The organism is Pseudomonas sp. NPDC087697 (assembly GCF_044743155.1).
Classification (GTDB): Bacteria; Pseudomonadota; Gammaproteobacteria; order Pseudomonadales; family Pseudomonadaceae; genus Aquipseudomonas.
On the sequence record NZ_JBIUVW010000001.1, the window covers coordinates 130,045 to 156,390 of the forward strand.

The window sequence follows — 26,346 nt, forward strand, 5'->3', positions numbered from 1 at the left end:
GTGTCAGGTTAATGGGTATCCATAAGGTCGTTCAGGAGTGTTTGAAAGCGCCCAAGCAAACGCTTCAAACCAGGCATCGATGAAACAGTCACTCCTTGCGCCAAAGCAGTTTCTACCTCCCGACTGGCTGCTATCAGACCGGGGATTCTGGCAACAGAAAGCGCCCCGCGAATGCGATGAAGCAGACGTATGATTTCGCCGATATCGTTATGCTCCATGGCTGCGTGAATGGCATCGAGATCTTCTTCCATCGAGCTGACAAACAGTGCACGGATCCGCTCCGGTAACGCCGGGAGGTCTTCTGCATCGCCTTGTGGACGGGTTTCGTTGCGCGGCTGCGCCCTGATCATCCTGACTGCTTTTTCGTTTGTCACTTTCCTCAGGCAGGTAAAAAGGGCATGCAGACTGATGGGCTTCGTCAGCCAGGCGTTCATTCCCGCCGCGATGCAACGATCACCCTCTTCCTGAAACGCATTTGCGGTCACGGCAACAACCGGCAGAGCACAGTTGGTCAGTCTCAATCGCGTGGCAAATTCGTAGCCGTCCATTACCGGCATGTTCACATCCGTCAGCACCACATCGAACTCGGCATCTTCCAGGCATTCCAGAGCCTCCAGCCCGTTGCCGACCAGCGTAACCGAACAGCCGAGCTGTTCCAGTTGCTCGGTGAGCAGTACCTGATTGACCGGATGATCTTCCGCCAGCAATACCCTCAAACCCAGTGTTCCCTCGGGGCGGTCCGAATTCGAGGCCGTGGGCAATACCACCGGCCAACCCAGGGCCAGTATTACGGCATGGGTCACACCCAGGCGGCTGTGCACATTGACCCGCCATCGGTGCTCGCTCAGCAGCGGTCGAACACTGGCATCATGCCCGGCTACGATCCGGGGGCCCTGCCAATCCACCGCAGGCAATGTTTCTGGCAATAACTCCAGCAGCAGCGCTGACCGGTCCGGTGGCTCTTGTGTCTGTTCATCCCACGCGACAACGTTACCCACTGACATCTCGAGCCACTGGCAAACATCTTCGCTGAACTCGGTGACTGGAGAGCGGACGTGGATCTTTGTGTTCCCGGCCTGGATGACCTCTGGAAGCTGAACACTGCTTTGCATTTCCTGCAGTTCCACTTCAAAACTGAAACTGCTGCCCAAACCCGGTGCACTGACCACTTCCAGAGTCCCCTGCATCATCTGGCTGAGTTGGGAACAAATGGACAAGCCCAGTCCAGCGCCACTTGAGGCATGCTGTTGGTTATTGGCCTGAAAGAACGGCTCGAACAGATTGACTTGCTGCTCTTTGGAAATGCCCACGCCCGTATCGACAATCTGCCACTGGAGGCGTACGCGCCCTCCTTCGCGCCCGAGCACGTTCAAGTAAAGCGTGACCCTGCCAGCCTGGGTGAACTTGATCGCGTTGTTCAGCAGGTTATTGATGATCTGGCGAACCCGCATGCCGTCGCCCAGAACACCCCCTGGCAGGTCCGTATCGACGCAGCTGTACACGAGTAATCCCTTGCCATCGGCAATAGCCGAATAGTTGCGCATCGCCTCCTCCACCACCTCCAGCGGAGCAAAGTGCCCAGGATCCAGCGACATTTCTCCGGCTTCGATCTTCGAGAGATCAAGAATGTCGCTGATCAGTTGCAGCAGAATGTTGGAGGAGCCCTTGATCGTTCGCAGGTAACCCTGTTGTTGCTGGCTAAGGTGCGTCAGCCCCAGTAGCTCCAGAGTGCCGACAACTCCATACAAGGGGGTTCTGATTTCATGGCTCATGGTCGCCAGAAAGCGGCTTTTTTCCGTATTGGCGGCGTTCGCTATATTTCGGGAAACCAGCAGTTCGGATTCCGCCTCTTTATGCGCTGTTATATCAATGAACGCACACAGCGATGCAGGTTCACCTTGATAGGTCGTTGGCGCAAACCGCGCATGTAAACAGAGCGAACCAATGATGGCGCAGGTTTCGCCATAGACCGGATCGCCGCCCTCGAACATGTGCCAGTCGCGCGTCAACTGCGCAACATCGTCCCGGTCTTCGAACCACTGCAACACCAAAGTGTTGTGCATGACCAGTTGCCGGCCGCTCTCCTTTATCACACACAGTGCCACAGGTATTGCCTGGATGATGCCCTGGCTGAACTCATTGCGACTGACCAGAGAACCGTAATATTGATCGGCCGGCTTGACGATATTTTGCCGTTGCCACCGCAGCAGCAACCAGCCCAATCCCAGGCAGGTGATGAGCAGTAACGCCACGTTGAACAACTGCCATTTGGCGTCCTGGAAAAGCTGCTGATAACCGATGTGATAAAGGGCATGCCAGCTGTTCTCGGCCCCTGAACTGCGCTTGATCAACAGCCCCTTCCAGGTGAGATAGATACCGTCTTCATAGTCAGACTTCGAGCTGCCAGAGCCCAGCAAGACCATCCCATCTGGAGAGATCAGATCCAGTGCATCGAAAACCGGGGTCTGCAGCAGTGGGCTGTAATCATTGATGCTGTTCAGCTCGAAAAGCGTGGCGGCAACTACCCGGGGAGACGCGCCGTTCATGACCCAGGAATCATCGGGCACCGCGTCCGAAACGTAGGCGAGCATTTCCTGATTATGCCTTCCAAGAAACGCCTCACCCGAACGCCAATACACTCGATGAGCTACAGGATCCGGTGGGTTGTCATGTACGGCACGACTCACCCTTTCAACAACGCGTAGAAGGCCGTTACGGGCCGTTTCGCCGCGTCCAGCCCGACGCTCGATGGCCGGGATAGCCATCCCAACCTTACTGTTAAGGTCCAGCAAGAACATCTGTGGCGCTGAATAAGGTGAATCGATCCAGAATCCATTATGAAAGTTCGACAGCACCCTGCCGAATGCCAGCTTCCGGGACGTGGCCTGATGATCAGAATCTTCTGCTGCAGATTCGGGCAACACCAAAGAAAACGCTGACGTGCGCTCTCCCCCGGCCACCTCATAAAGCGCCAGATGACTTGACTCCACTTTGGTGATGATCGACGTCATAGCCTCGACATCCGGTTTGTAGGGCGCGGAGGTCGACCGGATGACTTGCAGCAGAAAAAGCTCGTGCTCGTGGATCGCGCCGATCATTCTGAAATAGTGATAGTTAACCTTGGCTCGTTGCGTTTCCAGCACCTTGTAAATGGCCCAATAACTGGCACCAAAAAAGAAGGTCGTCAGAAGAAATGAGAACAGCAAAATAAAATTGAAGCGCAGTGAAGACCTGGACAATTTGCGCAGATTTGAACGAATGGATTTCATGGACAGCCCAAGTCAAATTATCAGGTGCACCCTGTCGACGACTGCTGTCTGCCGCCAAACCGCGTGTTGTGTTTCTGCCCATCAACCCGGTAGTCGCATATAGCCCGAAATAAACCCGGTGGCAGCAGATTAACGGGTTTTGCGATAAATCCTAAGCGTTGACAGGATAAATCCTAGTCCTCGCACGGAAAGCGCTGATCGTCACCTAGGCGCTTTTCCTTCAAGGTAGGTCCATCGCTTACTTCCGGTTGACCCCTCATGCAGCCCATCAGCTTTCTTGTACTCGACGCACAGCGCTGTGAAAGGCAGCGAATCGTCGCGCTTTTGCAACCGCTCGAACCGGGGCCAGTACATCAAGCCTCGACCAGCCAGGAAGCGCTCGAAGGACTTCATCGCTGTGGCGGGGTCGATATCGCTATCTGCAATCTGCGCACGGCCGGCAGGGATTGCTTGACCTTCCTGCGCGAGGTCAGCAAAACCCACCTGGTCCGAGCCATTTTGATCAGTGGTCAAATGGACGCCTCATTGCGTAACGCGGCCCACTCCATGATCACTTGCCTTGGCATGCACGTGCTGGGGGGCCTGGAACAAACCAGCGATATCGACCAGGTACAGATTGCTATCGATGAGTTTCGTGTCTGCGGCGACAGGCTCGTGACACCTCAATTGAATACTCCGCCTTCCATCGCGCAAATCCAGCGAGCGTTCGATGACGATGAATTCGAGCCCTACTATCAACCCAAAATCATGCTGAACGGCGGCGAGCTCAAAGGCGCGGAAGTCCTGGCGCGCTGGAACCATCCGCGGTTGGGGCTCCTGTCACCCGCCTACTTTCTGCCAACCCTCGAAGCCCATCACCTCATTGACAAACTGCTCGCTCGGTTGCTGGAAAAGGGACTGATGCTACAGAAAGCCTTGGCGCTAATTCTCCCGCCCGTTGAGTTAGCGTTCAATGTGCACGCCTCGCAACTGGGCTCCACAACCTTTGTCGATCAGGTTGAAAAAGCCTTGAGTGAGCTTAGGCTACCCGCCCACGGACTACTCTTCGAGATCACCGAAACAGGCTTGGTCGATTCTACGGCCAATAGCCTGGAAAACCTGATACGCCTGCGATTGATGGGATGTGGCCTGGCGATGGACGACTTCGGCAGTGGTTATTCATCACTGCAACGACTGTGCGATCTTCCGTTCAGTCAACTCAAATTGGACGGTTCCTTTGTGTGCGAACTTGAGTCGCACCCTGGTCACCGCGCCATCATCGAAAGCGCGGTCAGGCTGGCCGACTCCCTGGGTCTGTTACTCGTGGTGGAAGGCGTGGAGACGTCGGAACAACGGGAGCACTTGCGCCAGATGGGGTGTTCCATTGGTCAAGGTTATGGCTTGGCACGACCGATGTCCGGGACGCATTTTTTCCAGTATTGCCTGGATGCTGAACGCGGCAAGCGTGATTACCTGTTTACGGCCTGAACGCCTCTCTCTGAATCGCCCGCCACATCTCTCATCTGAAGTCCATCAGGTCAGGCTCATTCGGCCTTTAATCAGCCATTTGCAAGCTGTGTGCTCGTTACCTTGAGGCCACGTTTTTTTATCCATAGACAGCGTCGTGCAAACACGCTGTGAACATTCTTATGACAGCAAGCCCATCAAGGATGGTGACGGGCGCTCGACCTCATTCTGGTAACTTCCATGTTCAAACCCGGCTCATTGATCCGTCTTTCCGTAGTGCTGTGCGCCCTGTTCCTGATGCTGCCAATCATTTCTGCCTGGGGCGCGACCAAGACACCTGAGCGCCTCCATTTGTTGAGCCAGCTCTCTTCAGAACATCAGGACATACAACTTTCCGAACAGGACTGGGCGTGGCTGAGGCGCAAACACAAGCTGACGCTTGGGGTGGCTCTGCCAAGTTTCCCTCCACTGGATATCGTGTATGGCGACGGTGATTACGAGGGTATCAGCGCCGACGTGGTTGCCTTGCTCAGCCAGCAATTGGGCATCGAAATCAGCGTGCTCAATCTGACGGATCGGGCCGAGGCACTCGAGGCGCTCCGGTCCGGAAAAATCGACCTGCTCAGCGGCGCCAACAACTTTGAACTTGACGCCTACTCCGTGGTGTTGAGTCGTCCGTACGTGGAAGACTCCCCGGCCATTTTCCGTCGCCAGGGCGACAGTCGCTTGCTTGCCAAAAACCTGAGCGGAACGACGATCGCCATGGCCGAAGATTATCGATCCCTCGAGGAAGTGCAGAATTTGTTTCCGCAAGCGCGACTTGTGCAATTCAAGTCACAGACCGAAGCCATGGCGGCGCTGGCCTTTGAGCAGGTCGATGTTTATCTGGGGGACTCGCTTTCGGCCTACTACATGATCAACCAAAGCTTTTTCAATTATGTAAAGTTCGATCGCCCCGTGGAAATGAACTCCAATGGGTTCAGCTTCGCCGTGAAGCAGGACAATACGCGTCTGCTGCAAATCCTGAATAACAGCATCGATGCGCTGGGCCAGGCAAAGCTCTCCCATATCATCAAACGCTGGGCAGGCGGCGGCTTTGTCTTGTCCGGGGACAAAGTGACCTTGAGTGCCCAGGAACAGCGATGGATAGCGACGCATCCGGTGGTTCGGATGGTCGTCAACGATGACTTGGCACCCGCCGCCTTTTTTGACGCCAACGGCAACTTCAACGGCATTGTCGCTGACTTGTTCGACATCATTTCGTTACGTACCGGATTGCAGTTCGAGGTTGAGCGCACGGGTAGTTTCAACAATCTTCAACAGGCTCTGAAAGCTGGAGAAGCCGACCTGGCGATGTTGATTCCCACGCCGGAAAGGGAAACCTTTCTGCGCTTCACCCACTCCTTTGCCAGCAGTTCATTTGCCGTGGTCAACGCCAGGGCGAACAAGACATTCAACGGACTTCAGAGTCTGAAAGGCAAGCGCCTGGCCATCGCCAAGGGCCAGGCTGTCATTGCACAGATCCGCAGCGAGCATCCGGGCATCCGCCTTGTTACGCCGGCCACCACGCTGGACTCACTCGGCATGGTGGCCGAAGGCAAGGCAGATGCGGCCATGATGCCCCTCTCCTCCGCGCGCTATTACACCAGTCGACTCTACGACAATACCTTGCAGATCGCAGGGATCACGAACGGTAACGAGGCCACCAACAACTTTGCCATGCGCCGCAGCGATACCGAATTGCAGTCGATCCTGAACAAGGCGATTCTAAGTATCCCGCCCGACGACATGAACTCGATCACCAACCGCTGGCGCGCCAATACCGCCATGAGTGGCCAGACCTGGCGAGATTACCGTCAGGTGATTGCAGAGATTATCGCCGTGGCGTTGACCGTGGTCGCGATCATTCTGCTCAAGGTGTTTTTCCTGCGTCGGGAGATCAAGAAACGTGTGGCTGCCGAACAGGCATTGAATGATCAATTGCAGTTTCTGCAAACACTCAGCGACGCCATGCCGCAACCGGTTTACGTGCGTGATCAGGTAGGTCGTATGCTTTCCTGCACGCGAAGCTATGAGCGAGCCCTTGGCCTTTCCTTGAACGACATACTAGGAAAAACCGCCCTGGAAATGCCCATCGACTGCTTCGAAACCGTCTCGGACTTCCATCGCAACTACCTGCTCGCCATGGAAAGCGGAGATCCGATCCGGCAACGCTGCGAGATCACCCTGCGTGACAGAACCCTCTGGATCGACCACTGGATTCAGCCATTCCGTGATTCGGGCGGCACAATCAAGGGCGTTATCTGCGGCTGGCTTGACACTACCGAACAGCACTCGCTGATTGAAGAACTGCGAGCGGCAAAAGTTCAGGCCGAGGATGCCAGTCGCGCCAAAACCACCTTCCTGGCCACGATGAGTCATGAAATCCGTACCCCGATGAGCGCCGTCATCGGGACCCTCGAGTTGGCGTTGAAGCGCGCGGACCAAGGCGTACTCGATCGTGCCGGTATCGAAATTGCCCATACGGCTGCGAACAGCCTGCTGGAGCTGATTGGTGACATCCTCGATATCGTGCGTATCGAGTCCGGTCGTCTTAGCCTTGCGCCCAAGCGCATCAACCTGCGGGAACTGGTGGAGTCGGTGTTCCGGATTTTCGATGGGCCGGCTCGGCACAAAGGCCTGGAGCTGATCCTGGACATTGACCCTGACATCAACGACGATGTGCTCATCGATCCGCTGCGTTTCAAGCAAGTGCTGTCCAATCTGGTCAGCAACGCGATCAAATTCACCTGCGAAGGTTTCGTAAAAATCACCGTGGGCGGCGAGTTGGTTGAACCGTTCAGCCTTGCTCTTACGTTGCGGGTTGAAGACAGCGGAATCGGCATCTCGCAGGAAGACCAGCTTCGGCTGTTCAGCCCGTTTGCGCAGGTGAATCAGGACTCGACGAACGTACGAGGCGGCACGGGGTTGGGGCTGGTCATCAGCCGCTCGCTGTGCGAAATGATGGGCGGCACGCTGCACATGACCAGTGCGCCAGGCAACGGCACCCGGATCGAGGTGCATCTCACGCTGACACGACTCGACGCGATACTGCCACTGGAGTCCCCACCCCCTTCGATAAGCGCACCACCGCGTCATGGCCGAATGCAAATACTGGTCGTCGATGATCATGTCATGAACCGCCAGTTGCTCCTTCAACAACTCCAGTTCCTCGGATATGAGGCTGCAGGTGCCGAGAACGGCGACGCGGCCCTGGCGGCATGGCGCGATCTTCGCTGCGATCTGATCATCACCGACTGCCATATGCCGGTCATGACGGGGGCCGAGCTGACCCTGGCGGTGCGCGAGGAAGAACGGCTGTCGGGCCTCACTCCGACAGTGATCCTGGGCTTGACTGCCGATGCCCGGCAAGTGGACATCGAGCGCTATCTCTCGATCGGCATGGATGACTGCCTGATCAAACCGATGAGCCTGGATGAGCTGGAAGCGCGCCTGTCCTCTTTCACGTTCAGCCGCGTGCCAACGCAAGAATACGACATTGCCAAACCTCAACAGCTGGCGAATACAGAAGACAATCGGTATCACATTGGCGTCGACGCCTTGAGTCGGCTGGCCGGAGGGAATGCTTCACGGGTGCAGGAACTGGTGCGCGAGTTACTGAGTAGTAACCGACAGGATCTGGGGACGCTCCAGGTGCTTTTGCAAAAGCGAGACATCCAGGCACTGTGCGAATTGTCGCATCGGATAAGGGGGGCCGCCAGCGTCGTTAAGGCCGAGCGGTTGATCGCCCGTTGCCGGGAAATGGAAGAGGCCTGCTCCAGCGACTTGTCGGGGCTTGGAGAGAAAGCTGCCCAGGTAGAACAGGCAATGGTCGAACTGGAGCGCGGCTTCAGCCTGATCGACTGAGGGATTGCTGACGACCGGCGCCCCATTTTTCCAGCAGGCCAAGCAAGGTCTTGCTGTCCATCGGTGGATTGGCGACATCGAGCAGCGCAATGCCCTTGTCCATTCCCCAGGCCAACAATCGGTGACGGGGCGCGGCGGCGATATGAGTCAGCACAATGATCTGCCGAGCCAACCTTCGTTCAGCCAGACGTGGCAACACATCGCTCAGACACTCCTCGACACCCGAATGGTCGTACAGCAGCAGATCGTAGCGATCGGCTGATGGCGGACGCTGCATGAAGGTTGCCCAGATGGAGCACGGTGTTACGTTGTAGATTCCAAGGGCATTGAGCGAAGCCCAGTACTGCAACAGCAGTCCCGGGGATTGGCTATACACGATGAATTTTGGATGGACAGTTTCGTTGATCGACATCAGGCCGAGCCATGGATAAGGGGGGTACCTGATGTTATCCATATACCGCCAGGCCGAATGTCAGCAGATTATTCGCGACCCTAAGGATCAATCGCAAAATCACGCAGAATTATCTGATCGCTTGCCGATCGGGGAAGTGGAGTCGAGCCTGGCTACGATCACGCAACGCCGTTGCGCTTGGCCAACTCAACCAGCGCCACGAGGTTCGGTGCGTTGAGCTTTCTCTGCAAGCGAACTTTATAAGTGCTCACGGTCTTGTGGCTGATGATCAGGGTCTCGGCGATTTCCTGGTTGCCAAGCCCTTGGGCAAGCAGCTTCAACACGGTAATTTCACGGTCGGAAAGCTGCGCAACGAGGGTGCTTTCCTGGTTGGCCGCCTGGACGTTTTCCCGCAGCATGAAAATGGTGTCCTCAGGAAAATAGGAGTACCCCGACAGCACTGCCTTGACCGCCCCCACCAGCTCATCCAGGTTATCGTCCTTGCAGATGAATCCAGCCGCTCCAGCCTGCAGGCAGCGCATGGCGAAATTACGCGAGTCACCCGAAGTGAGGATCAGGACCTTTACCGCCAGACCGATGGATTTGAGGTGGGAAATAACCGCGAAGCCATCCATGTTGGGAATGCTGAGATCAAGGATGATCAGGTCGGGCAGAAGCTTGCGCACGATCTCCAATGCATCCGAGCCATTATCGACTTCGGCCATGATCGTATGGCCTTCTTTCTCCAGCATCATCCTGACCGCCAAACGGATCAGGGGATGATCGTCAACGATAACTATGCTTCCCATGTGCAGTTTTCCCTAAAAAATCGATGCCTGTTGTCTGCAAATGTCGAAGGCGCAGTTCGAAGCTCTGGTGTTTACAGCGCAAAGGGCTCTTCCCTTCACTCCCGCGACCACGCAAGACTATAAGGTTCCGACGAATCGTCGCACAGAAAAATAAGCTGGGTGTGTAATGTAGCCATACTTAATTGGCCGGTAGATTAACTTCTGCACTTGATATCTGGGGAGCTAGAAAAATCTTACCCAAATAACCACTTGGCAAAAATTGCACGTTTCCACATACCCGCCCAGACAAAACGAACTCCCTCATCAGATGTATCCTACAGCCGCCAGCCCAATCCGAAACGCTAGCGACGCAGGCTCACCCCCTGGCGAACACGCCGAATACCCCATACCACCAGCATGCACAAGGTCAGCAGCAACGGAACCAAGGCGATATTGACGACCTTCACCAGCCGCCCCAAGGCATCGATATCGACATTTAATTGATACTGCACCTCGCGCAGTTGCTGACGTATGTGCATTTTTTCCTGCATGAACTGATGGATCGTCGACTGCCGCTGCGCATCCAGCGCCTGGGTTTTGTCTCCTCGCTGCTCCTGCAACTGCCCCAGCTTGCGCTCGGTCTCATCGAGGCGCAGTTGAAGGGCCGACTGCTTTTCCCTGAAACTTGCTTCGGCCTTTCGATGCATCTGCTCCACCACAACAAAGGGACGGTTGTAGTGGCCACGAGAGCGGAGGCTATTGAGCGCATCCGACCCGCTGAGGTTATCCAATGCATTGATCACAAAGGACGCATTATCCGTCCAGGGAAGCTGTACGGGGCGCCCGTTGGCGTCTTGAGTTTGCAGCCACATCCGGTCACTCAACAGGTCGGTATCGGCCACCACAATCACGTTGATTTGCTGCGCCTGCTTGAGGCCGTTCCGATGGCCTTCGATACCATCGGCAAATGCCGACTTCGCAGGTCCTTGAACTCGCGCAGCCATGACGTACCGCGGACTACGAAGTGGTAGCTCCTGCATCAACCGATCCGGGTCAACGGTCTTTTCGAAGCGGCTTACCTCCATGGGCATCGCGTAATCCGAGCTGTGCATCAGCGGCATAAATTGCGTGGTAGCGCCTTCTAACGGCTCGATTATTCCGGTAGTGGTCAGGCTGATGCGTTCCAATCCGGAAGTGCTCGGATCATCCTGGCTCAACGCCGCCAGTGGCAGTTCGAAGGTGAAGGGTCGGGGAATCGGGCGCAGCCCTTCCCCTGTACTGTCGAACAGCGCATAGGAGCCGTCCGCCAGAAGCTTGCCCAACTGCATCTGAACGCCCCAGGTCTTCAACAACGGCGACAGGTCCGAGGACTTGTCCTTGCTGGAGATCCCGAAGTGCTCCGCGCCGGGATCCTGTTCGCTCAGCGGGTCAACAAAGGCCAGAAGCCTGCCACCACGCAACACGAATTGATCGATGGCGTACAGCGTCGACTGCGTCAATTTTTTGGGATGCACGAGCATCAGCACAGTGACCTCAGGCGGTATCTCCTCAATGTCAGTCACCAGCTCTCGAAGGTCGAATTCCCGGCGAACTTCCTGGATCAGCACCCAAGGTGCGATCCTGCGCTGCAGGCTCGTATCGAAGCCGCCATTGACCGGTAAGGTGGAGAGCAACCCCACCACCGGCCGCTGTGGTTGGAGCAAAGTTTGTATCAGTCGGCTGATGTCGTACTCAAGCCGCTCTTCCTGCTCCTGGGGAAAGAACGGGATCACTTGGGCATTGTTCTTTGAATCGGTACCGACCAGACCGAAATAAACAGGCGCCACGCCCTGCCTCAGAGGCATCGCCTGAAGGCCGAATCCGTTCGCCCGGTCCTCCTCATCCGAAAATGGCAGCGGGTCAATGATGTGCAGACGTATCCTGCCACCGGCCTCACGCTCATAAACCTTGAGCAGCTCCTCGACACGCAAGGCGTAACCTCGCAGTGGCACCAGCTCCTTTGAACCACTGTTGGAGTAGAAAAAATACAGATCGATGGGTTTTTCCAGGCCAGCAAGAATCTGGCGGGTACCGGGGCTGATGGAGTAGAGCTTGTGCTCGGTCAGGTCCAGGCGAACGCCCGTGATCCACTTCCCGATCCCCATGTTGAACGCCAGGAACAGCAAGGCAATCATCACCAACGGGCCGGCGCCGGAATACATCGCACGTTTCATGGATTCTTCCTTATTCGGCTTTCTTCAGGTTGACAGTTACGACGGTGGCCGCCAGCCAGGCCACGATCACGCTGACAAAATAGAGCGGATCGCGCAGATCGATCACCCCCTTGCTGATCGCATCGAAATGGGTCAGGAAACTCAGCGAGGCCAAAAGGTCCAGGAGCCATTGCGGAGCCCACGAATTGAGTGCATCCAGCGCCGGAGGAAAACCGCAGGCGATAAACAGCAAGCACACCACCAAGGCAAGAATCAACGCGATGACCTGGCTCTTCGCCAATGCCGACATGCAAGAGCCAATCGCCAGATAGGCCCCGGCGAGCAACCAACTACCCAAATAGCCGGTTAGAATCGCGCCATTGTCTGGGACCCCGAGATAATTCACGGTGAACACCATGGGCACCGTCAGAACCAGGCTGATGCCGGCAACAACCCATGCCGCGAGAAACTTGCCGACCACCGCATCGAAGCAGGAAACAGGCAAGGTCATCAGCAACTCGATGCTGCCGGACTTGCGCTCCTCGGCCCACAGGCGCATGGCCAAGGCCGGAATCAGGAAAAGGTAGAGCCAGGGATGAATGCCAAAGAAAGGCGCCAGATCCGCCTGGTTACGCTCATAGAAATCGCCCAGATAAAACGTGAAGACGCCGGACAGAACCAAAAATATCTCGATGAACACATAGGCCAGCGGCGACGTAAAGTAGCTGGCCAACTCACGCTTGAAAATCACCGGCAACTGCTTCATGCCGTTTCTCCTCGGGTCAAGCACTGGAAGACTTCATCAAGGCGCCCCTGCTCCAGATCCAACCTGTTCAACCGCCATCCACGAGCAGACACCAGAGCATTGACTTGCGGAAAAATGACCGCACCAGGCTGGGCCAGCACCGTGAAACTTTGTTCTTCCTTGTTCTCTTCGACCCCGGCGACACCTGGAAGCACTGCCAGGGCCAGCCAGTCCAGCGGCTCGTCAGCCTGCAGGGTGACGGCCTGGTGATAACGAGAGCGACTTTGTAATTCGGTGGGCGGGCCATCTGCCAGGACTCGGCCATTACTGATGATCAAGGCACGCGTACAAATGGCCGAGACCTCTTCGAGAATATGCGTAGAGATAATGACCGTCTTGTCCCGCCCCAGCCCCTGGATCAGTTCGCGAACCTGGTGTTTCTGGTTCGGGTCGAGACCGTCGGTGGGTTCATCGAGAATCAACACCTTGGGGTCATGCAGGATCGCTTGAGCCAATCCGACTCGACGAGTAAACCCCTTGGAGAGTGTTTCAATGGGCTGTCTGCAAACGCCTCCCAGCTCCAGCAGGTTTATCACACGGTCCACGCGCTCACGCCTTTCTGCTCCGCGGTAACCGCGGATGCTGGCAATGAATTCGAGAAAGCTCTGGACCCGCATGTCGTCATAACAAGGGGTGCCTTCCGGCAAATAACCCATTTGGCGCTGAGCCAGAAGCCTCTGCTTGCGAATATCAAATCCGAGAATGCTCGCGGTGCCAGACGTCGGCGCAAGGAAGCCTGTCAGCATTCTCATTGTGGTGGACTTTCCGGCACCGTTTGGCCCCAGAACGCCCAGAATCTCTCCGGGTCCGATATGAAGAGACAGATCGTCTACTGCTATATGTCCTGAGAAACGCTTGGTGAGTTTGGATATTTCAATCATGGCTTCCGAATTCAGCAAAAAAGCCCTTGATAATTGAGTCTCTAAATACAACTCATACATCAGAGGGCGAAACGAATGTTCATGTCCAGGAACGTTTCGACAGCAAGCGGTGATTACGCCACGAACAGTTCTGAATAAGCCCGAGACAATAAACATTACAGCTGATGGCTGCCGGACGGATCGGTCGCTATCAGATAAATCCTGCTGAATTTAAGATTTATCAGCATCAACGCCAGCAACGGCTTAAAGCCTTGCAAGGTCAATCCTTCGTATTCTTGCATGCATATTATTTTTAACTTCGTGGTGCCCACATGCTGGTACGAACCCTTTCCATCAAACACGATGAGCAGAACGTCTTGACGGCGGCGCTGCTGTTCGGCTTCGCGATTCCGGAACTAAACCGAAACTTCCTCGCCTACAGCCTGAACGAGGACGTTGATGACAATAACTCCCGGGTTTATCTCGTCTCGTTGCATAAAGAGGTCGATGGTTACAGTCTGCACACCCTGACTTCTGATGTGGACTGGCAAGGGGCGGCGCAGGCGTTCAGACAGATCCTGCGGGAGGCCGCCACGGGGGAACCCGGAGTGACCAATGCTTCCTTCTACCTCTTGGACTTGGGTGAACAGACAGTGACCTCAGGCGTAATGAAAGAGCATCGCACCCTGAACGTCGCAAAAAACCGGATTGTTAAATTATTCAATTTCCAGCCCTCAGCCTCCTTTGGGCCGGCCCTTGAAACAGGTGTACCCGTTTCACCTGGTGATACCGAAACCCATCCGCCAACGGTTCAGAAACAGCCCGGTCCGAAATCCAACTCCGAAGGGGACGCAGACGCCGCGTTATCTGATCTGGCGTCTTTCAGTCAAGATACTCAAACCCAAGTAATAAGCGATGAGGAGTCAGTGTTCCAGGATCTTGACGCCGAGCACTTTCTGACTGAAGTACAGACAACATTTGAGGAGTTTTCTGAACTGGCAGAAAAATTGACGCTTCAAAAAAATCAACGTCAAATCCAACAAGAAACATTGGCATCCAGAGAATTACAGCTGCAAGAGAAAGAGCTTCTGTTTAATCAGAAAAAAGAGGTATTACTGCAAGAGCTGCAAAACCATAGTGAACAGCAACTACAACAGAACAGACGACAGTCCGAATTGGATCTGCGTGAAAAGGCGTTGCAACGTAAAGCCATGGAATTATCGATTAAACTGAAAAAACTGGAGGATGCGAAGAACAAGCTCAGCACTATCCTCAAGGCTTTGCAATTCGACTCAAGCAAAAACTAGGTTTGCTATATACCTATCCGCAAGCGCTGCATGACACCTCCCCACCAGCACTTCAATCATTCATCAGTCTGGTGGACCAGCGCGCCGCGCTGGTAATAACCCGCTCAATCAGCGCCCCAGCAAGGGGGCTTCGTCCCGGTGTTGACCCACTATTGGGCGCGCTGCAACCCTCACTTTACATTTAGCTATAGGCATAAGAAATTCCTAGAAGGCAGAACGCCGACGGCTCCCTACCATGCACCACGATCTGCAACACAGATCACAACTGACACTGGCCAGCGGGCATTCGACCCACGTGCCTTTGACATGCAGTTACTGGCGGAGAGCACCATGGAAAGAACAAAAAATACGGGGACTATGTATCCCCAGGCCCTGGCACTGGCGGTCGCACTGGCAATCACGCTACCGGTGCATGCCGAGAGCTTCGACATTGGGGAAATCGAAGGGAGTTTCGATTCGTCACTGTCCGTTGGCACCAGCTGGGGAATGAGCGATCCTGATCGCGCCTTCATCGGGGTGGCCAACGGTGGTACCGCTTCGACGCGCACGTCTGATGATGGGCGACTGAACTTTCACAAGGGCGAGGCGTTCTCGAAGATTTTCAAGGGTGTCCACGACCTGGCACTGAAATACGGTGATACCGGGGTATTTGTCCGTGGCAAGTACTGGTACGACTACGAACTCAAAGATGAGCATCATCACCTGTACGACATCGACGACAACGGCCGCGATCCCGCCGCAAGGTCTTCGGGCGCGCAGTTTCTCGATGCCTTCGTGTACCACAACTACAGCATTTCCGATCTTCCCGGCAGCGTGCGCGCCGGCAAGCAGGTGGTCAGCTGGGGAGAGAGCACCTTCATCGGCAACTCGATCAACAGCATCAATCCGGCCGACGTCGCCGCCTTGCGTCGCCCAGGGTCTGAGATCAAGGAAGGCCTCATCCCGGTCAACATGCTCTACGTCTCCCAGGGCGTGAGCGACAACCTCTCGGTCGAAGCCTTCTACCAACTGACGTGGCAAAAGACCGTACTGGACAATTGCGGCACATTCTTCGGAGGCGATATCGCACCCCACGGCTGCGACAAGGGCATGACGGTAAACGGCAGCGACTTTGATCGCGATGCCCCGAGCTATGGCTATGTCCCTCGCCTGGGTGACAAAGATGCCCGAGACAGCGGCCAGTTCGGCGTGGCCCTGCGTTGGACGGTTCCGGAGCTGAACGAAACCGAGTTTGGGTTCTACGCGTTGAACTACCACAGCCGCACTCCGGAAGTCTCCTGGGTGACGGGTAAGGGTGCGCTGCAAGATCCGGTCGGTGGGTTCATTGGCCAAGGGGGGGGCAGCACCGCGCGCTACTTCATTGAGTACCCGGAAGACATCCATCTGTACGGCATAAGCTTTGCCACCAACATTGGCGCCACGGCGGTGTCCGGCGAGATCAGCTACCGGCCGAACATGCCGCTGTCGCTCAACGGCACTGACGTGTCCGCTGCCGCCACCCTGGGCACTGCTGCGACCAATCCGCGGGTCAATGCCGGCCTGCCGATCTTTACCACAAACTGGGCTAGCTCCGCCTATGGCTCGGTGATCGAAGGTTACAAACGCATGCCCTACACCCAGGCCCAGATCACGGCGGTGCGCACTTTCGATCATGTGCTGGGCGGCGATCGCCTGAGCCTGGTCGGCGAAGCCGGGGCAGCGCATATCAGCAACCTGGGCAATACCGACGGCTCGGACCTGCGCTTTGGCCGCAACAGTGTCTACGGCAACGGTGAACTGGCCGATGCTGGCACCGCCGCCCTGCTCGGCGGCCTGTCCGGTAATCAGATCTGCAGCAAGGCACTGAACACGGCCAACCCCAGCCAGTGCACCAACAAGGGCTTCTACACGCCGTACTCCTGGGGCTACCGCCTGCGTGCCGTGCTGGAGTTCAACAATGCATTCGCCGGGGTCAACCTCAAGCCCAACCTGTCGTTTTCCCATGACGTCAACGGCTACGGGCCAACCTTCACCGAAGGTAATAAGGCAGTGAGTATTGGCCTGGACGCCGACTACCTGTCCAAATACACCGCCAGTGTGAACTACACCGATTACTTCGGCGGCGATTACAACACCAACACCGATCGTGACTTCCTCGCCATCAGTTTCGGCGTGAATTTCTAAGGCCCGCGGTTCATGAGGTTTACCATGACACACCAGCAACTGATGCAGATCGGCTGTTTCACCCTCAGCCTGATTGCCGGTAATGTAATAGCCGCCGCCCCGGCCGACCAGGTTGCCCGCTTGGGTGCCGACCTGACGCCCGTCGGCGCAGAGAAAGCCGGCAATGCCGATGGCAGCATTCCAGCCTGGACCGGAGGGCTGCCAACCACAGCTGGCAACAAAGACTCCAACGGTTTCCTACCCGACCCGTTCGCCAGCGAAAAACCGCTCTTCATCATCACCGCCAAAACCGCCGAGCAGTACAAAAGCAAACTGACGCCCGGCCAACTGGCGATGTTCAGCCGCTACCCGGATACCTACCGCATTCCTGTCTACACCACACATCGAAGCGTCAACCTGCCGGAAAAAAACCTTGTGACGACCAGGCTCAATGCCGCCGAGACCACCCTGATAGAAGGCGGCAATGGCCTGGAGCACTATCACCCCGGCGCTGTACCCTTTCCCATTCCCAAGGACGGTCTGGAAGTCATCTGGAACCTGATCGGCCGCTACCGCGGCGAAAACTTCAAACGCATCGTTGTTCAGGCCTCGCCGCAAACCAACGGCAACTTCACGCCCAACGTGGTCAAGCAGGAACTGGCCTTTCCGAGCGGATTGACTGACTACCAGCCTGAGGAGATGGCCAACATTCTCAGCTTCTACCGTGAAGAGTTCCTCTCCCCTGCGCGCATGGCTGGCGGCGTGTTGCTGGTGCATGAAACTATTAACCAGGTCAAGGAGCCCCGCATGGCATGGGAATACAACGCCGGCCAGCGCCGCGTTCGCCGTGCACCGCAAATTGCCTACGACAGCCCGGCGGCTGAAGGTATGCGCACCCTCGATGACTTCGACCTGTTCAATGGCGCACCGGATCGATTCAACTGGAAACTGGTCGGTAAGCAGGAACTGTACATTCCCTACAACAGCTACCGTCTGGAATCGCCGAAACTCAAATACACCGACATCATTCAGCCCGGCCACATCAACCAGGACGACACCCGCTACGAACTGCACCGGGTCTGGCACTTGCAGGCCACCCTCAAGCCAGGTGAGCGCCATGTCTATTCGCGTCGCGATATCTACATCGACGAGGACAGCTGGCAAGGCGCCGAGGCCGACGCCTACGATGGTCGCGGTGCGTTGTGGCGAGTGTCCGAAGGCCACGCCAGTTTTTTCTATGACGTGAAGGTGCCGTCCTTCGCCGCCGAAACCCACTACGACATCCTTTCCGGACGCTATGCAGTGAACTCGCTGCGCAACGAAGAGAAGAACAGCTACGAATTCAACGTACCGGTCAGCCGCAAGGAATTCACCCCTTCGGCACTGCGCGTGACGGGAATACGCTGATTTTCTTGCTCCAGTGATCCTGATATTCGGCGGCCCATGGGCCGCCTTTTTTTGGTTCATAAAAGCGCCAGATCTCGAAAAATCGATGCACATTCACCGCCAAAGGGCTCAAATTTTGCATTAAATTCAAACACTCACATTCGAAGTCCAATGGAAATCCTATGAAGCTTCATCAACTGCGCGCCCTTGTCTCCATCTGCGAAAGTGGCAGCATTCAGGAAGCCTCGCGCATGTTGCACATCTCCCAGCCGGCGCTTTCCAAGGGCATCAAAGAGCTGGAAGCCGAGCTCGGTGTGCCTTTGCTGATCCGCTCCAACCGCGGCATCACTGCCACCGAGTACGGCGAGCGACTGGTCAGGCGCGCCCGATTGATCCTTGAAGAAGTGCGCCGGGCCAGCGACGAAATCGACACGCTCAAGGGCGTGATGGACGGCAAGTTGTCGATCGGTGTGTCACCGGTCACCCCAAGTGCCCAGTTCGTCAACAGCTTGAACCGTTACCGCAAGCGTTACCCCAAGGTGAAAATCCAGATCCACGAACTGCGCCCCTCCAAGTTGATGGAGGGTTTGCGAGAAGGCCTGCTTGACATGGCCCTGACATCCCTGCCCCAGACGCGCAACACCGATGGTTTCCATTGGGTTGAGCTGTACGCGCAACCGACCGTACTGGCGGTGCGCAAGGGGCACCCACTGCGCCATGCCACCTCCCTGACCCAGCTGCGCGAACAGGATTGGCTGCTGCAGGACTCGCCGGAGCAATCCAGGGTGGGGGTGATGTTCGAAGAGAATGGCATCGCCTTGCCGGAGAACGTCATCGAATGCGCGTCGGTGGTGCTGTTCACCGAACTGGCCGCTACCAGCGACGCGGTCAGCTATTGGTCGCTGCGCATTCTGGAGAAAGCCCGGCAGCTGACGGAGGGCATGGAAGTGCTGGACATCGTCGAGCCGGTGCCGCCCATGAACATCTCCCTGGTGTGCCGCGATCAGGAGCTGATGACTCGTGAGGCCAAAGCCCTGGCCGACGAATTGATCTATGTGTACACCAGTCCGCAGACCGCCAAGGCGAACGAGTCACGCGCCATTGCTTGAGTCGCGCCCCGCCGTTTCCCTTCTTGATAACCAGCCCTGATAAGCATGCGCAGAGGTGATTATTCAGCTGCGCAGGCCTAGGGCATGCTGCGGACCCTCGTCACTGGATTGGACAAGACGCCCCATGAGTCAGCACGCATCGCCCCTGATACCACAAATCCTGGCTTGGCAAGAAGAGTTCGCGCAGATTCGCCGGCAGATCCATCAGCACCCCGAGCTGGGCTTCGAAGAACGCCAGACCAGCGAACGGGTGGCCGAACTGCTGCGTGAATGGGGCTACGACGTACACACAGGCGTGGGGGGGACCGGCGTGGTCGGCGTGCTACGCAATGGTAATGGCGCGCGCAGCATCGGCATCCGCGCCGACATGGATGCCCTTCCGATCATGGAGGAAAGTGGCATGCCGTGGCAAAGCCTGCATAAAGGCACCATGCATGCCTGCGGGCATGACGGCCATACCGCCGTTCTGCTTTGCACCGCCCGCTATCTGGCGCAGACCCGGCAGTTTGACGGTACCGTCAACTTGATCTTCCAGCCCGCAGAGGAAACCCTCGGAGGCGCCAAGCGGATGATCGCCGACGGACTGTTCGAGCGTTTCCCCTGCGATGCGGTGTACGCGCTGCACAACATGCCGACTCTGCCCGTGGGCCTGTTCGTCACCCAGGCCGGCGCCATGAGCGCGTCTTCCGATATAGCCACCATCCGTCTCAATGGTGTCGGCGGTCACGGCGCCATGCCGCACAAGGCCAAGGATCCAGTGATAGCGGCGGCGGAAGTGGTGCTGGCTCTGCAATCGATCGTGGCGCGCAATGTGCCCCCGGGCGAGGTCGGGGTGATCACTGTCGGTTCGTTGCATGCGGGCGAGGCGGCCAATGTGATTCCCGACCACGCCACGATGAAACTCAGTGTGCGTGCCACCGACCCAGTCATTCGCGCCCTGTTGAAAAAACGCATTGGCGAAGTCGCCCATGGTGTGGCCGCCACCTACGCTCTGGATCTGGATTACGACTATGAAGAGCGCATTGGCGTACTGATTAATACGCCCGCCGAGACGGCGCTGCTGCAACAAGTCACCCGCGACCTGCTGGGCCCTCAGAGCCTGCTTACCGAAGTACCTCGTGGTTACCTTGGCAGCGAAGACTTTGCCTCGATGCTCGAGCACAAACCCGGTTGTTACATCGCCATGGGCAACGGTATCAGCGGCCCCCATGGCTGCATGGTGCATAACCCCGGCTACGACTTCAACGACGACGCCATCCCCTACGGAGCCAGCCTCTGGGCGCGACTGGTGGAAACCTACCTGCAAGCAGCTTGAACAGCGCAGTTGTGCATTTGCCAGAAGGAACAGGAGCCCCCATGTCAACATCAGCCGCAAGACCCCGCAGCCTGGTAGTCGCGCTGCTGATGGCCGTGATGGTCATCAGCGTACTCGACAAGACCATCTTCGCCTTCGCTGGCGTCCAGATCATCGATGAGTTGCAGCTCAGCCCGGAACAGTTCGGTTTCGTCGGTAGCGCGTTCTTTTTCCTCTATTCGATTTCGGGAATTCTCGTCGGTTTTCTCGCCAACCGTTTCCCCACCCGCTGGATTCTGACGGTGATGGCACTGGTCTGGACCAGTGCGCAACTGCTGGTGACCTTCGCCACCAGCCTCGCGGCGCTGACCACCAGCCGCCTGCTGCTTGGCGTCGGTTGCGGGCCAGGAACGGCGGTGACCCAGCACGCCTGCTTCAAATGGTACGGACCACACGAGCAGGTTTTACCGGCGTCGTTGATTCAGGTATCGATCATGCTGGGTGGCTTGCTTGGCGCGATCACCCTGCCGTTCGCCATCAGCCACTTCGGCTGGCGTCCGGCCTACCTGGCCCTGGCGGCGCTGAGCCTGGCCTGGGTATTGGCCTGGCTGCTGTTCGGTGCCGAGGGTAACCACTGCGACGAGCAATCCGCGCAGGCACCGGCCGAGGCGCCGCTCAAGTACCGTCACCTGCTGCTCAACCGCACCTTCCTGTGGATCTCGCTGATGTGCTTCCTTGCCTACCTGCCCAACGCCCTGTCCTTCAGCTGGTTGGCGGTGTACCTGCAAAAGGGACTGGGACTAAGCCCGATGCAAACCGGCTACCTGATGTTTACCGCGACCTTCAGCATCATCGCGCTCAATCTGCTGGTGTCCGCACTGTCGCAGCGCTTGCTCAAGCGCGGCGTCAGTCTGCAACGCAGCCTGGTGCTGCCGCCCATGGCCTGCTGCATCGTCGGCGGTTTTGCGTTCTGCACCATGGGGACGCTATTCACTGACTTGCCCGCCAAACTGACGCTCTATGTGATGGGTGGAGTGCTGCTCAACGCCGTGTTCGCCTTCGGCATGACCATCACATCGCACATTTCTCCGACCCGCCAGCGCGGGGCAATGCTGGCCATTCACGTCGGCAGCATGACCTTCTCGGGCATGCTTGCGCCATGGATGGTCGGCAAGCTTGTCACGCTGTTCAACAATGACATCGCCCGCGGCTTCGAAACGGCAGTGCACGGCATTGGTGTGGCAACAGTGATCTGCGCGGTACTCGGGCTCTACGTCATCACCCCGGTGGCCACCCGCCAGCGCCTGCTGGCACGTTCGCCGCTCAACCTTGAGGGGCCACTTACAACGTTGTGACCGCAGTACCCGTTTGACCCCACCCTATCTATCGGGCCCCACAGCGCTGGCTTGCGGCTTGTGCGTGGTTTCCCTGCGTCCAGGTTTTACCGTCGATCGGCGGCAGCCTATTACTCATCAGGAACATTCCATGAACCTTTCAGTCTTTTCCGAAAGCTACGCACAGGCTCGCCAACAATTCCTCGAAAGTTGCGCCCGCCGCAATCTGGCGGCGGAATCCTATACCCACCCCCTCAAGGGCCGTGACCAGGAAACCTTGGCCATCGACGTCTGCAGAGTGGGCGCGGCCAACGCGCGCAACCTGGTGGTGATCAGCAGTGGTTGTCATGGGATCGAAGGGTTCTGCGGCTCGGCCGTTCAGGTCGATCTATTGAACGATGACACTTGGGCCACACTGATCAATCAGCCAGACCTGGCCGTGCTGTATGTACATGCCCTGAACCCGTACGGGTTTTCCTGGCTACGCAGGGTGACCCACGAAAACGTAGATCTGAACCGCAACTTCCTGGATTTCGACCAGCCGCTGCCGGACAACCCGGGGTACAGAGCCATCGCCGAGCTGCTGGTGCCCGCGCGCTGGCCGGGCAGCCTCGCCAGTACGATACAATTGATGCTGTTTGTCGCCCGCAAAGGGCGCAAGGCGCTGCAGTCGGCCATCTCCAGCGGCCAGCACAGCCATCCGGACGGGCTGTTCTTCAGCGGCACCGAGCCGACCTGGAGCAATCGTCAGATACGCGCCATCCTGCGCCAGCATGGGCAACAGTGCCAACGCATCGGCTGGATCGACGTACACACCGGCCTCGGCCCCCTGGGGTTCGGCGAGAGGATCTACAAAGGCCGCGACAACACTCAGGATCAGGCACGCGCACGCGCTTGGTGGGGCCCCCGGGTTACCAGCACTTTCGATGGCAGCTCCACCTCGACACAGCTCAACGGCACCCTGGACATGGCCGTGATGGAGGAATGTCCGCAGGCGCAATACAACGGCCTGACCCTGGAGTACGGCACCCAACCCGGCGCCCAAGTACTCAATGCACTTCGCGCCGAACAATGGCTGCAGCGCACCCCCCAAGCTGGCCAGGAGCTTCACGCGCAGATCAAGCAGCAGATATGCGAAGCCTTTTACATACAAACCCCGGAATGGAAACGCAGCGTGCTGGAACAGGCCCGCGAAGTCTGTTGGCAAACGGTTGAGGGGATGCTTGGCAAGCGAGAACTGAAGGAGTCAGTTCCAGGTTGAAAGGTGTTCTTCAGGTTGGTTGTCGTAGGTAATGCGGTCGTGATGAACGGGGAGCTGTAACGCGCCAATACGGGGCGAACCTACAGGACGTTCTCAATCAGGCCAGCCAAATGACGGCAGATACAAGACTCAACGATGCCAGTGGCCATTGAGACTACGCGCACCCACCGGACTTGTATCAGTGACGCAATCGTCGCGACTTTCGGGCAGCCATAAGCGAACCGAGCGATGAAATCGCTCAGAAATCACAGCAGGGTTCGCTGAAGCGCTTTTACACACTCGGCATTACTTGGCGACGCTCTTGCAGCATTTAATCCTGAGGCTGCTCACGGAAGGCCTGTAGAGCAATAATACTGATGACAAGGCAACTTGTCAGATACCAAGCGGGGGCCATTGGATTCCCCGTGACACTGATTAACCAAGTAACGGTGAGTTGAGCAAAGCCACCAAAAAACGTCACACCCAGACTATACACAACAGCCAGGCCACTGACCCTGATAGCACGGGGGAAGCCCTCGAGCAGGAGCAACGTACCGGCGGGAGCAATCAACGATTTGAGCATCACCACCACCCCGACGACAACTAAAATGACCGGCAACGATGGGTGTTCCTGAAACAACAGAAATGCCGGATAGATGATCACTAGAAGCAGGATCGAGAGGAACATTAACAGCGGTTTACGCAAGCGCATGCGGTCGGCAAGAATGCCGCCGAGAGGCGCGAATACGAACATGATTGCACCCGACAAACAAGACGAAAGGAATGATGTCTGTGCTGACAGGCCCAAGGTCTTGATCATGTAGGACGGCATGTAGAACACCATAATGTACATGGTTGAAGTACCGCCGATCATCATGCCGATACCCAGCAGTACACGCTTCCAGTGCCCTAAGATCAGATCTCGGAAGGCACTATGCTGACACTCTTCCTGGGTATGGGTCTCTTCTAAATGACGACGAATAAACAGGCCAACTGGGCCGATCGACAAACCCAGTAAAAACGGAACACGCCAACCCCAGCTTTCCAGCGAAGCTGGCGATAATTTAGTGGACAGGAGAGTAGCAAAGAGTGCACCAATCAAGGCGGCAATGCCTTGGCTGGCCAACTGAAAGCTGACCCGATAACCACGCCCATGATTGCTGCCGGACTCCATCAGCAGCGTAGTGGCGGCGCCCACTTCACCTCCCGCTGAAAAACCTTGAACCATCCGCCCGGCAAGAATTATCAAGGGGGCCGCAATGCCGATCTGCGCATAGGTTGGGGCCAGGCCGATCAACGCGGTACCCAAAGTCATCAATATAATGGTCAAGGTCAGTGCAGCCTTACGTCCATGCCGATCCGCATAGTTGCCAATCAATATTGCACCGATAGGACGGGTGATAAAGCCTACACCAAAGGTAGCTAACGACATCATCAGGGATGTGTACTCGCCTTCCGCCGGAAAAAACAGCTTGCCGATCAGCAATGCGAAAAAACTGTAGATGGTAAAATCGAATATCTCTAGCCCGTTACCCAGTGAGGTGGCGATGATCAGTCGCCGCTGCTTCCCTGCGCTGGCGGTAGGTGTTGTCGCCGGGGTAGACGCTGAATTTATTATAATTGTGTCGTTCATTTTGCTCGCGCACTCAGCAATGGTTTGAATATAGATCAATCTTTTTTCAAGTAGTGCTCTACCAAGTTGGCCCAGTAACTAGCTCCAACTGGCAAGGCTTCATCGTTAAAGTCATAACCCGGGTTGTGGTTCATGCAACCGCCAAATTCGCCTACACCGTTACCGAGAGCTACGTAACAACCCGGTACTTTTTCCAGCATCCAGGAAAAGTCTTCCCCTCCCATGTTTTGCATGTTCCTAGGGGGGGTGAAGATGTTCTTCTCGCCCACTTGGGCGAGGATGACTGCACGCGCAATCGCTGTTTCTTTCTCGGTATTCACCAGCACGCTAGTGACATAGTTGTATTCGATTTCGGCGGTCACCCCGAAACTAAGCGCATGCGACTCGCTCAACTCGCGAATCCGCCGCTCAAGTAGTGCGCGAACAGCGTGATCCATTGCCCGCACCGTCAGCAGCAGCGTGGCCTGTTCGGGAATCACATTGTGGGCATTACCGGCATGAATGGCGCCTACGGTAACAACCGCCGCCTCACTCGCGGGTACGTTGCGCGATACGATAGTCTGAAGCGCCATCACCAGACTAGCAGCCGCCACTATTGGATCATGACCGAAGTGAGGCTTAGCACCATGTGCGCCCTTGCCCTTGAGGGTGATAGTGACAGTATCGGAAGACGCCGCTACTGCGCCTGGCAGCACAGCGAACATACCCACCGGCAATCCTGGCGTATTGTGTAAAGCGTAGATGCCATCGCATGGAAAGCGCTCGAACAAGCCATCTGCCATCATTCGCAACGCCCCGCCCTGACCTTCTTCGGCCGGCTGAAAGATCAGGTTCAGCGTGCCAGAGAACCGGCGCGTTTTGGCCAGATAATGTGCCGCCGCCAGGAGGATAGCAGTGTGACCATCATGGCCGCAGGCGTGCATTTTCCCAACAAATTTGCTGGCATAGGAAAGCCCTGTGGCCTCCTCTATCGGCAAGGCGTCCATATCGGCGCGAAGACCAATGCTCTTTGGGCTATCGCCGAGTTTGAGGCGTCCAACCACCCCGGTTCCACCCATCCCCTCATGCACTTCGTATCCCCATTCTTTTAAATTGGCGGCAACCAACCGGCTGGTTTCGACCTCTTCAAAGCCCAGTTCAGGGTGTGCATGGATCTGCCGACGGATGCGAATGAACTCATCTTGCGTCTTCTGGATTTCAGGAATGACATAAGTCTGGTTGGGGCTGCGATTATCCATAACGGG

Annotated in this window: 18 protein-coding genes; 9 read left to right on the plus strand and 9 right to left on the minus strand. The window is 56.7% G+C overall.

Annotated features, from left to right (window positions below):
* Positions 1-8 precede the first annotated feature (8 nt).
* Both ACIPIN_RS00570 and ACIPIN_RS00575 read right to left on the minus strand, forming a co-directional pair.
* On the minus strand, positions 9-3,269 hold the full coding sequence (locus tag ACIPIN_RS00570) for an ATP-binding protein (protein ID WP_401113844.1): 3,261 nt from the start codon (positions 3,267-3,269) through the stop codon (positions 9-11).
* A gap of 201 nt (positions 3,270-3,470) precedes the next feature.
* Positions 3,471-3,782 (minus strand): hypothetical protein, encoded by a 312-nt coding sequence (locus ACIPIN_RS00575; RefSeq protein ID WP_401113847.1) that lies wholly within the window; start codon positions 3,780-3,782, stop codon positions 3,471-3,473.
* Positions 3,783-3,815: 33 nt separating this feature from the next.
* Between ACIPIN_RS00575 and ACIPIN_RS00580 the strand changes: the two genes are divergently transcribed.
* Positions 3,816-4,736, plus strand: a complete 921-nt coding sequence (locus tag ACIPIN_RS00580; protein WP_401113849.1) for an EAL domain-containing protein — start codon at positions 3,816-3,818, stop codon at positions 4,734-4,736.
* Between the two features lie 219 nt (positions 4,737-4,955).
* The gene (locus ACIPIN_RS00585; RefSeq protein ID WP_401113852.1) at positions 4,956-8,621 is read left to right on the plus strand and encodes a transporter substrate-binding domain-containing protein; all 3,666 of its coding nucleotides are present in this window, start codon (positions 4,956-4,958) and stop codon (positions 8,619-8,621) included.
* On the opposite strand, the gene ACIPIN_RS00590 is transcribed toward ACIPIN_RS00585, so the two are convergent.
* The 5 genes from ACIPIN_RS00590 to ACIPIN_RS00610 form a co-directional block, all read right to left on the minus strand.
* A complete protein-coding gene (locus tag ACIPIN_RS00590; protein WP_401113855.1) occupies positions 8,605-9,033 on the minus strand; it encodes a hypothetical protein in 429 nt (142 codons plus the stop codon). The two genes, ACIPIN_RS00585 and ACIPIN_RS00590, sit on opposite strands and share 17 nt — an antisense overlap.
* A gap of 158 nt (positions 9,034-9,191) precedes the next feature.
* A complete protein-coding gene (locus ACIPIN_RS00595; RefSeq protein ID WP_401113857.1) occupies positions 9,192-9,821 on the minus strand; it encodes a response regulator in 630 nt (209 codons plus the stop codon).
* Positions 9,822-10,162: 341 nt separating this feature from the next.
* Complete coding sequence (locus ACIPIN_RS00600) at positions 10,163-12,013, minus strand: GldG family protein (protein ID WP_401113860.1); 1,851 nt, start codon at positions 12,011-12,013, stop codon at positions 10,163-10,165.
* A gap of 10 nt (positions 12,014-12,023) precedes the next feature.
* Positions 12,024-12,758 (minus strand): ABC transporter permease subunit, encoded by a 735-nt coding sequence (locus tag ACIPIN_RS00605; RefSeq protein WP_401113863.1) that lies wholly within the window; start codon positions 12,756-12,758, stop codon positions 12,024-12,026.
* Positions 12,755-13,678 (minus strand): ABC transporter ATP-binding protein, encoded by a 924-nt coding sequence (locus tag ACIPIN_RS00610; protein ID WP_401113866.1) that lies wholly within the window; start codon positions 13,676-13,678, stop codon positions 12,755-12,757. Before ACIPIN_RS00610 ends, ACIPIN_RS00605 begins: the two co-directional genes overlap by 4 nt.
* 311 nt (positions 13,679-13,989) lie before the next feature.
* Here ACIPIN_RS00610 and ACIPIN_RS00615 point away from each other — a divergent pair, with 311 nt between their 5' ends.
* The 7 genes from ACIPIN_RS00615 to ACIPIN_RS00645 all read left to right on the plus strand — a co-directional run bounded on the left by ACIPIN_RS00615 (position 13,990) and on the right by ACIPIN_RS00645 (position 23,490).
* Positions 13,990-14,964 carry a hypothetical protein gene (locus ACIPIN_RS00615; RefSeq protein ID WP_401113867.1) on the plus strand — a complete coding sequence of 325 codons (975 nt, stop codon included), beginning with the start codon at positions 13,990-13,992 and terminating at the stop codon, positions 14,962-14,964.
* Positions 14,965-15,294: 330 nt separating this feature from the next.
* Positions 15,295-17,127, plus strand: coding sequence for a DUF1302 domain-containing protein (locus ACIPIN_RS00620; RefSeq protein ID WP_401113870.1), 1,833 nt, complete (start codon positions 15,295-15,297; stop codon positions 17,125-17,127).
* A 24-nt stretch (positions 17,128-17,151) separates the two neighbouring features.
* Positions 17,152-18,513 carry a DUF1329 domain-containing protein gene (locus ACIPIN_RS00625; RefSeq protein WP_401113873.1) on the plus strand — a complete coding sequence of 454 codons (1,362 nt, stop codon included), beginning with the start codon at positions 17,152-17,154 and terminating at the stop codon, positions 18,511-18,513.
* Positions 18,514-18,674: 161 nt separating this feature from the next.
* A complete protein-coding gene (locus ACIPIN_RS00630) occupies positions 18,675-19,601 on the plus strand; it encodes a LysR substrate-binding domain-containing protein (RefSeq protein ID WP_401113876.1) in 927 nt (308 codons plus the stop codon).
* 124 nt (positions 19,602-19,725) lie between these two features.
* Positions 19,726-20,916 carry a M20 aminoacylase family protein gene (locus tag ACIPIN_RS00635; RefSeq protein WP_401113879.1) on the plus strand — a complete coding sequence of 397 codons (1,191 nt, stop codon included), beginning with the start codon at positions 19,726-19,728 and terminating at the stop codon, positions 20,914-20,916.
* A 41-nt stretch (positions 20,917-20,957) separates the two neighbouring features.
* The gene (locus ACIPIN_RS00640; protein ID WP_401113882.1) at positions 20,958-22,250 is read left to right on the plus strand and encodes an MFS transporter; all 1,293 of its coding nucleotides are present in this window, start codon (positions 20,958-20,960) and stop codon (positions 22,248-22,250) included.
* Positions 22,251-22,380: 130 nt separating this feature from the next.
* Positions 22,381-23,490, plus strand: coding sequence for a M14 family metallopeptidase (locus ACIPIN_RS00645; protein ID WP_401113884.1), 1,110 nt, complete (start codon positions 22,381-22,383; stop codon positions 23,488-23,490).
* Between the two features lie 310 nt (positions 23,491-23,800).
* On the opposite strand, the gene ACIPIN_RS00650 is transcribed toward ACIPIN_RS00645, so the two are convergent.
* On the minus strand, positions 23,801-25,141 hold the full coding sequence (locus ACIPIN_RS00650; RefSeq protein WP_401113886.1) for an MFS transporter: 1,341 nt from the start codon (positions 25,139-25,141) through the stop codon (positions 23,801-23,803).
* A complete protein-coding gene (locus tag ACIPIN_RS00655; protein WP_401113889.1) occupies positions 25,138-26,340 on the minus strand; it encodes a M20 aminoacylase family protein in 1,203 nt (400 codons plus the stop codon). The genes ACIPIN_RS00650 and ACIPIN_RS00655 overlap by 4 nt, the downstream gene beginning before the upstream one ends.
* Between the last annotated feature and the right edge of the window lie 6 nt (positions 26,341-26,346).